This window comes from Ancylobacter amanitiformis (assembly GCF_030814815.1).
GTDB classification, from domain to species: Bacteria; Pseudomonadota; Alphaproteobacteria; order Rhizobiales; family Xanthobacteraceae; genus Ancylobacter; species Ancylobacter amanitiformis.
In genome coordinates this window covers 157,136-164,792 of record NZ_JAUSVR010000010.1, presented here as the reverse complement: position 1 = coordinate 164,792, position 7,657 = coordinate 157,136, and the positions used below count along the sequence as shown (strand labels likewise).

The window sequence follows — 7,657 nt, the reverse complement described above, 5'->3', positions numbered from 1 at the left end:
GAGGCACCAACACCTGAGGCACCAACACCTGAGGCACCAACACCTGAGGCACCAACACCTGAGGCACCAACACCTGAGGCACCAACACCTGAGGCACCAACACCTGAGGCCCGAACGCCCAACGCCCGAGCGCCTGGCGACCTCTCCCTGCTCGCCGCCCTCGCACAGGCCGCGCTCAAGGCTGGCGCGGTCATCCTGCGCATCCGCGCCGAGGGAATGCAGGCCCGCCTCAAGACGGATGAGAGCCCGGTGACGGCCGCCGACCTCGCCGCGGAGGAATTGCTGCGCGACGAACTGGCCCGCCTGCTGCCCGGCGTGCCCGTCATCGCCGAGGAGGCGGTGGCCGAAGGGCGCGGCGAGACACCGGCCGACCTCTTCCTGCTGGTCGACCCGCTCGACGGCACGCGCGAATTCGTCAATGCGCGTGGCGAGTTCACCGTGAATATCGGCCTCGTCGTGGATGGCGTGCCCGCCTATGGCGTGGTCTACGGCCCGGCGGTGGAGAAGCTCTATGCCGGCGCCGCCCTCGTCGAGCGCCGGGGCCACGCGTTCCGCGCCCGCCGTGCCGCGGGCGCGCCGGTGGAAGCCACCGGCTGGGAGCAGATCCGCTGCCGGCCGATGCCCGAGCAGGGCCTCGTCGCGGTGGCCAGCCGTTCCCATCTGGACGCCGATACGGCGGCACTGCTGGACACGCTCGACGTGGCCGAGCGGATCACCATCGGCTCGGCGCTGAAGTTCGGCCTTGTGGCCGAGGGAAGCGCCGATCTCTACCCCCGCCTCGGCACCGTGTGCGAATGGGATGTGGCGGCCGGCCACGCGCTGCTGCTCGCAGCGGGCGGCAGCGTGCGGCGGCCGGACGGCAGCCCCCTGCCCTATGGCCGCACGGCATCCCAATACCGGGTGCCGGCCTTCATCGCCTTCGGCGCCAAGCTTTGACGATCACAGATCGGCGGTGCGGGACGATGAGCCACGCGCCATGCCTTCTTCACGTCGCACTCCGTGCTATTGATAGGCGGATCAGCCGTGCGCGGCAGGCGCCACATTCGCCTGAATTCGCCGGATCAATGCCCCGACCCAACGCGAGACCGATGATGCCGACCTTGCGCGCCCTGCTTGCCTGCCTCGCCCTGCTGTCCGCCCTGCCCTTGCTTTCCGGCCCCGCCGCTGCCCAGGCCAAGCAGCCGGCATCCAGCACCTATTCGAGCGAGGAACTGGTCCAGCAGGGTCACGGCTTCTTCGGCGAAGTCTCGCGCGGTCTCGCCTTGTCGATCGAGAAGGCGGTGAGCCAGTGGGGCCAGCCCAATGGCTACATTCTGGGCCAGGAAGGCTCGGGCGCCTTTGTCGGCGGCCTGCGTTACGGCGACGGCACGCTCTATACGCGCAACGCCGGCGACCTCAAGGTCTACTGGCAGGGCCCCTCGCTGGGCTGGGATTTCGGCGGCGACGGCGCGCGCACCATGATCCTTGTCTACAACCTCAACAGCATCAACGACATCTTCCGGCGATTCGGCGGCCTGTCCGGCTCGGCCTATTTCGTCGCCGGCTTCGGCATGACGGCGCTCGCCTCCGACAATCTGGTGGTGGTGCCGATCCGCTCCGGCGTCGGCGTCCGCCTTGGCGCCAATATCGGCTATCTCAAGTTCACGCCCACCGCGACCTGGAATCCCTTCTGATCCCGACGGGCGAATATGACAGATGACCGGAAAGACCCGGCCGTCTCGATTGATGCCGTGCGTGTTTTGGTGTTCGTAACCCTTCGGCCCTAGCTTGAGGCCGCTCCGGCTCGACACCGCTGGACCCCGGGGGCAGTCCTGTGACGGCGTACAAGAGTGAGATCGTCGCATGATCGAAGCGATCATGTACTGCGCAATCGGCTTCCTCGCCGCCACCCTGCTCGCGCTCCTGGCGCTGCCGGCAGTGTGGCGCCGCGCCGTACGTCTCACCCGCCGGCGCATCGAGAACGCGCTCCCCGTGACCCTCGCGGAAATCCAGGCCGACAAGGACGAGGCGCGAGCCGCCTTCGCCACGACGGTCCGCCGGCTGGAGATGGATGTCGACCAGTTGCGCACCCGCCTGGCCGGGCAGTGGAGCGAGATCGCCCGCCAGTCGGCCGAGCTTGCCAGCCGGCAGGCCCGGCTGGACGAAGCCAGCACCCGCCTCGCCGCGCTGGAAAGCGAGCATGCCGGGCTTGTCGCCCGCGACCGCATGCTGGCCGACGACCTCGCCGCGCGCAGCCTTGAGCTCGATGAGACCCGCGCGCTGTTCGAAAACACCCGCGCGGACCTCGCCTCGACGGGCAGCCAGCTTGAGGAGGCGACGGCGCGGCAGGACGAGCTGAAGTTCGAGCATATCGCGCTGGCCACGCTGCGCGACACGCTCAAGGACCGCATCGCCGATCTGGAGCGGCACGTTTCCGCCGCCAATGCCCAGCTGGCCAACGAACGCTCATCCCTCCAGAGCACGTCCGAGAGCCTCTCGGCCGAAATTGCCCGCGGCCGGGCGATTCGCCAGCGGCTCGAGGATACCGAGCATGAGTTCGGCACCATAAGCGCCGAAGCGGCGACGCTGCGCGCGCATATCGCCTCGCTGCAATTGCGCGCCGACGCGCTGCAGGACCGCACCCGCAAGGCGGAGACGCGGCGCGACAGCGTGGAACAGGAGGCGGCCCGCGTCACCTCGCAGGCGCTTGCCGCCCGCGAGAGCGCGGAAAGCGCCGCCCGACAGGCCAATGACACATCTGAAATGCTGCGCGCGGAGAAAGCCATGCTGGAAGGCGCCCTCGCCAAGGCCCGTGACGACCGTACGCAATTGCAGGAGCGGCTCGACACGCTGCAGCCCGCCGCGCGTACCCCGGACGAGCCGGCCGGGATCGCGCTGCTGCGCGAGCGCCTGAGCGACATTGCCGCCGAGATGGCCCATCTCACCGCGACGCTGGAAGGTCCGGGCTCGGCGGTGGATGCGCTGCTGGCAGGGGCGCCGCCGTCACTCGCCGGCGCCGCCCCGACGCTGGCCGACCGCATCCGCACCCTGCGCGAGGGCGCGACGCGCCGAAGCGACGGCAGATCGGAACTCGCCCGAGCGGATGCCGCCAGACTGGAGACCACCAGGCTGGAACCCACCAGACTGGAACCCACACTTGCGGAAGCCGACGAGGTCGGGCTCGCCCTGCGTTCGATCGAACGGACCGCGAAGGAACTCGGCAGCCGGGACATCGCGCCGGAAAACGGCCAGAAGGATCGCGCCGTCGCCGGCTGAACCGCGTGCGGCGCGCCAACGCCGCACCGGTACGCAGACCCGCCGGCGGGAGTGACACGACCCCGCCTCAAGAGCGCGAACAAGCGCTTGTCCATAATCCAGGGAAGACCGCCCGATGGAGACCGCCCGATGAATCTCGCCCGCCTCCTCAGAGCGCGCGCCGATGCCGGCCGCCCGGTCCGTGTCGGGCTGATCGGCGCCGGCAAGTTCGGCTCGATGTTCCTCGCGCAGTTGCGCACCACGCCGGGCCTGCACCTGCTCGGCATTGCCGACCTGTCGGTGCCGCGTGCCCGGGCCGCGCTGGAACGCACCGGCTGGGATGCGGACGCCGCGGTGGCAACCTCCTTCGACGAGGCGCTGCGCACCGGACGCACCATGCTCACGCAGGATGCCGGCGCGCTGATCGCCGCCGGTGGGCTCGATGTCGTGGTGGAGGCGACCGGCAACCCTGCCGCCGGCGCGAATCATGCGCTGCTGGCCATCGCGCATGGCCGCCATGTCGTCATGGTCACGGTCGAAGCGGATGTGCTGGTGGGTCCGCTGCTGGCGGCGAGGGCGCGCGCGGCCGGCGTCGTCTATTCCATGGGTTCGGGCGACCAGCCGGCGCTGGTCTGCGAGATGGTCGACTGGGCGCGCGCCTGCGGCTTCAACGTGGTCTGCGCCGGCAAGGGCACGAAATACCTGCCGAGCTTCCACCACTCCACGCCGGACACGATCTGGAGCCTTTACGGACTGACGCCCGAGCAGGCGGCCGAGGGCGGCATGAACGCGCAGATGTTCAACTCCTTCGCCGACGGCACCAAATCCGCCATCGAAATGGCCGCCATCGCCAATGCCGCCAATCTGCGGGCGCCCTCCGACGGGCTGCTCTTCCCGCCCTGCGGGGTCGACGACCTCGCCACCATCCTGCGCCCGCGCGAGGCGGGCGGCGTGCTGGAACATTCCGGCACGGTGGAAACCGTTTCCAGCCTGGAGCGCGACGGGCGCCCGGTGTTCCGCGACCTGCGCTGGGGCGTCTATGTGGTGTTCGAGGCCGACCCCAGCCCGCGCGGCGACTATGCCCGGCGCTGCTTCAAGGAATATGGCGTGGTGACGGATTCATCGGGCCGCTATACCGCGCTGTACCGACCCTATCACCTCATCGGGCTGGAACTCGGCATCAGCGTCGCCTCGGCGGCGCTGCGCGGCGAGCCGACCGGCGCCACCGAATTCTTCAATGCCGACGTGGTGGCGGTGGCCAAGCGCCCGCTGCGGGCCGGCGAGGTGCTGGACGGCGAGGGCGGCTACACCGTGTGGGGCAAGCTGCTGCCGGCGGCGAGTTCGCTGGCGCGCGGCGCGCTGCCCATCGGCCTCGCCCACCACGCGGCCCTGAGACGCGACATCGCCGAGGGCGAGGTGATCGGCTGGTCCGATGTCGCGGTCGAGGACAGCGCGATCCTTCGCCTGAGGCGCGAGATGGAGCAGACCTTCTCGAACGTCGAGACGGGCGCGATGGTGTGAGGCAGCACGCCCCGCCCCGCCAAGGTCCCGCCAAGGCCCCGTTTCGCCCGCCAGCCGGCGCTACGGCGCGGGACGGGGAGGCCGGCGGTGAGGGGCGAGGCGCTTGCGCAGCCGCGACGCCCTCCACCGGGCCCTCGCCCGGGCGGGGCGAGCGATCGCCCGATGCCGCCACTGGACTTCGCCCGACGCCGCGTCTATTTCTGCCGGCACGGTCTGCAGTTCACCGAGGCGTTGCCGCCCCGCAAGGGGAGCTAAACCTGCATCTGAGTTTTCGCACCCCGCACTTGTCCCCGTGCCCGGTCGCAAGACGGCAACCGCGACGTCCTTTCGGAAGGAACGGCACGACGGAGGATAAGTCATGACCAGAACCGTTCTGGCCTATGAGGCGCCGGATATTTCCGCCCTCGCCCGCACCCTGCACGGCCGGCTCGCCACGCTCGACCATGTTCCCGGCCATGTCGAGCTGCTCAACATTCTCGCCCGCGCGGCCGGATTCCGGAATTTCCAGCATCTGCGGGCCGACCGGCTGGCCCGCCGGCAGATCGATGCCACGCCCCCGCCGGCCCCGCCCCCGCCGGCCCCGCCGCCGGCCGACCACGCGCGCTGCGCGAAGGCGCTACGGCTCTACGATGCGCAGGGCCGGCTGGCGCGCTGGCCGAAGAAGCGAAACCAGCAGGAATTGTGCCTGTGGGTGCTGTGGTCACGCCTGCCAGCGGGGGAGACCTTCGCTGAGAAGATCATGAACGAGCGGGTGAACCGCCTGCACCTGTTCGGCGACCATGCCCTGCTGCGGCGCGAACTGATCGAGCTCGGCCTGTTCCGCCGCACGGTCGACGGGCGGGAATATAGCCGCATCGAGCAGGCGCCGCCGCCGGAACTCCGGGTCCTGCTCGCCCTGCTGCGCGGGCGCGCTCAGTCGCTCTCATAGGCCATGTAGCGGATGATGCGCCAGCGCCCGTCCGCCTCGCGGCGAAACACGTCGAGGCCGGGCTCGACGCTCGTGATCTCACCGGGGGAGATGGTCAGCGTCCACACCAGTCGGACGATGGCCATGTCACCCTCGGTGAGGATCTCCCTTATATCCAGCGCATAGTGGAACCGGCGCTCCGGGTTGGCGAGCGCCTTGCCGATCAGCGTGCAGCGCGTGTCATACCCCGCCTCGCCCTGCCCGCGGACATCGGAGACCAGCGTGCGGGAAAACAGCTCGCAGGCGCCGGCGGTGTCCCCGGCATTGAACTGCCGCGTCCAGTCCTCCAGCCGCGCGCGGATCGCCCCGGCGTCATCGGCGAAGGCCGCTGGCGAAACCAGCAGCGCGCCAAGCAGGGTCCCCGGGAGGAGGATCGACAGGCGGGTGATGATTGCCATGGCCATGTTCCCTCACGCGGAACATAGCACCCATGCCGCCGGCCGGCGATTGCGCAGCGCGGCTCCGTGCGCGGGGTCAGCGCGGGGTCAAACCGTCTCGCGCGTGGCCAGAACCCATTCGCGGGCGCGGGCTTCCGGGTCGACATTGAGCAGCACGTCGGTGACGACGGCGACGCTGTCGGCCCCGGCATTGAGCACGCCCTGCGCGCGCTCGATGGTCAGCCCGCCAATGCCGACCAGCGGCAGGTCGCCGATGCGCTTTTTCCACGCGCTCACGCGCTCCAGCCCCTGCGCCGCCCAGCGCATCTTCTTGAGGATGGTGGGGTAGACCGGGCCCAGCGCGACATAATCGGGCTGCGCCATCAGCGCCAGTTCCAGCTCGGCCTCATCATGCGTGCTGAGCCCGAGCCGCAGCCCGGCCCGCTTGATGGCGGCGACGTCGGCATCGGCGAGGTCCTCCTGGCCGAGATGCACGAAATCGCATCCCAGATCGATGGCGAGCCGCCAGTGATCGTTCACCACCAGCTGGGCGCCATAGCGCGCGCACACCTCCCGCGCGGTGGCGATCTCGGTGCGCAGCTGCGGCTCGTCCATGTCCTTGGCGCGCAGCTGGACCAGTTTGACGCCCTGCGGCAGCAGCCGCGGCAGCCAGGAGGCACGGTCGACGATGAGATAGAACGGATCGAGCTTCATTGCCTGCCTCATTCGCCGAACACGGCCCGGCCCATGACCGGGGTGGAAGGCGCCGCCATGTCGCGCGCCTCCATCGGATCGGCGATCACCGCGTCGCGGCCCGCCTCGATGGCGCGGGCGAAGGCGCGCGCCATGCGCACCGGATCGCCCGCCTTGGCGACGGCGGTGTTCAGCAGCACGGCATCATAGCCCATCTCCATCGCCGCCGCCGCGTGCGAGGGGAGGCCGAGGCCGGCATCGACCACCAGCGGAACCCGGGGAAAATGCGCCCGCAGCGAGCGCAGGCCATAGGGATTGTTCAACCCGCGCCCGGAGCCGATCGGCGCGCCCCACGGCATCAGCACCTCGCAGCCGGCGGAGAGCAGCTTCTCCGCGACGATCAGGTCCTCGGTCGTATAGGGGAACACCTGGAACCCGTCGCGCGAGAGGATGCGCGCCGCCTCGACCAGGCCGAACACGTCCGGCTGCAGCGTGTCGTCCTCGCCGATCACCTCCAGCTTCACCCAGGGCGTGCCGAACAGCTCGCGCGCCATCTCGGCGGTAGTGACCGCTTCCTTCACCGTCTTGCAGCCGGCCGTATTGGGCAGCACCTTGACGCCGAGGTCGCGGATGATCTGCCAGAAGCTCTGGCCGGCCAGCGGCTGGCCCGGCTTGGTCACGCCGGATTCACGCCGCAGCGACACGGTGACGATCTCCGCCCCCGATCCCCGGATCGCCTCGGCGAGAATGGCGGGCGAGGGATATTGCGCGGTGCCGAGCAAAAGGCGCGAGCCCACTCGGGTGCCGTAGAACTCGACCGGATCGGCGCTGAACGCCGTCTTGTCCGTCATCGCATCCATGATCA

Annotated in this window: 8 protein-coding genes; 5 read left to right on the top strand and 3 right to left on the bottom strand. The window is 69.9% G+C overall.

Going from position 1 to position 7,657, the window contains the following annotated elements:
- Positions 1–147 precede the first annotated feature (147 nt).
- From cysQ to QOZ99_RS15550, 5 genes are all read left to right on the top strand, one after another.
- Positions 148–936: a 3'(2'),5'-bisphosphate nucleotidase CysQ gene (cysQ, locus tag QOZ99_RS15570; protein ID WP_306890918.1), complete on the top strand. Its 789-nt coding sequence runs from the start codon at positions 148–150 to the stop codon at positions 934–936.
- A gap of 155 nt (positions 937–1,091) precedes the next feature.
- On the top strand, positions 1,092–1,673 hold the full coding sequence (locus tag QOZ99_RS15565; RefSeq protein ID WP_306890917.1) for a DUF1134 domain-containing protein: 582 nt from the start codon (positions 1,092–1,094) through the stop codon (positions 1,671–1,673).
- 169 nt (positions 1,674–1,842) lie between these two features.
- On the top strand, positions 1,843–3,255 hold the full coding sequence (locus QOZ99_RS15560; protein WP_306890908.1) for a coiled-coil domain-containing protein: 1,413 nt from the start codon (positions 1,843–1,845) through the stop codon (positions 3,253–3,255).
- Between the two features lie 129 nt (positions 3,256–3,384).
- Positions 3,385–4,755, top strand: coding sequence for an NAD(P)H-dependent oxidoreductase (locus QOZ99_RS15555; protein ID WP_306890907.1), 1,371 nt, complete (start codon positions 3,385–3,387; stop codon positions 4,753–4,755).
- A gap of 358 nt (positions 4,756–5,113) precedes the next feature.
- Positions 5,114–5,683: a DUF2087 domain-containing protein gene (locus QOZ99_RS15550; protein ID WP_306890906.1), complete on the top strand. Its 570-nt coding sequence runs from the start codon at positions 5,114–5,116 to the stop codon at positions 5,681–5,683.
- Here the strand turns inward: QOZ99_RS15550 and QOZ99_RS15545 are convergent.
- The 3 genes from QOZ99_RS15545 to QOZ99_RS15535 all read right to left on the bottom strand — a co-directional run bounded on the left by QOZ99_RS15545 (position 5,668) and on the right by QOZ99_RS15535 (position 7,652).
- Positions 5,668–6,120, bottom strand: a complete 453-nt coding sequence (locus QOZ99_RS15545) for a YybH family protein (protein WP_306890905.1) — start codon at positions 6,118–6,120, stop codon at positions 5,668–5,670. The two genes, QOZ99_RS15550 and QOZ99_RS15545, sit on opposite strands and share 16 nt — an antisense overlap.
- 87 nt (positions 6,121–6,207) lie before the next feature.
- Positions 6,208–6,813 (bottom strand): thiamine phosphate synthase, encoded by a 606-nt coding sequence (locus QOZ99_RS15540; protein WP_306890904.1) that lies wholly within the window; start codon positions 6,811–6,813, stop codon positions 6,208–6,210.
- Positions 6,814–6,821: 8 nt separating this feature from the next.
- A complete protein-coding gene (locus tag QOZ99_RS15535; protein ID WP_306890903.1) occupies positions 6,822–7,652 on the bottom strand; it encodes a thiazole synthase in 831 nt (276 codons plus the stop codon).
- Positions 7,653–7,657: the final 5 nt, after the last annotated feature.

What these genes read in the sequence shown, in the direction of transcription:
- QOZ99_RS15555 (WP_306890907.1), top strand. Translation starts at nt 3,385, where the DNA reads ATGAATCTCGCCCGCCTCCTCAGAGCGCGCGCCGATGCCGGCCGCCCG.
- QOZ99_RS15550 (WP_306890906.1), top strand. Translation starts at nt 5,114, where the DNA reads ATGACCAGAACCGTTCTGGCCTATGAGGCGCCGGATATTTCCGCCCTC.
- QOZ99_RS15535 (WP_306890903.1), bottom strand. Translation starts at nt 7,652, where the DNA reads ATGGATGCGATGACGGACAAGACGGCGTTCAGCGCCGATCCGGTCGAG.
- QOZ99_RS15560 (WP_306890908.1), top strand. Translation starts at nt 1,843, where the DNA reads ATGATCGAAGCGATCATGTACTGCGCAATCGGCTTCCTCGCCGCCACC.
- QOZ99_RS15545 (WP_306890905.1), bottom strand. Translation starts at nt 6,120, where the DNA reads ATGGCAATCATCACCCGCCTGTCGATCCTCCTCCCGGGGACCCTGCTT.
- QOZ99_RS15540 (WP_306890904.1), bottom strand. Translation starts at nt 6,813, where the DNA reads ATGAAGCTCGATCCGTTCTATCTCATCGTCGACCGTGCCTCCTGGCTG.
- QOZ99_RS15565 (WP_306890917.1), top strand. Translation starts at nt 1,092, where the DNA reads ATGCCGACCTTGCGCGCCCTGCTTGCCTGCCTCGCCCTGCTGTCCGCC.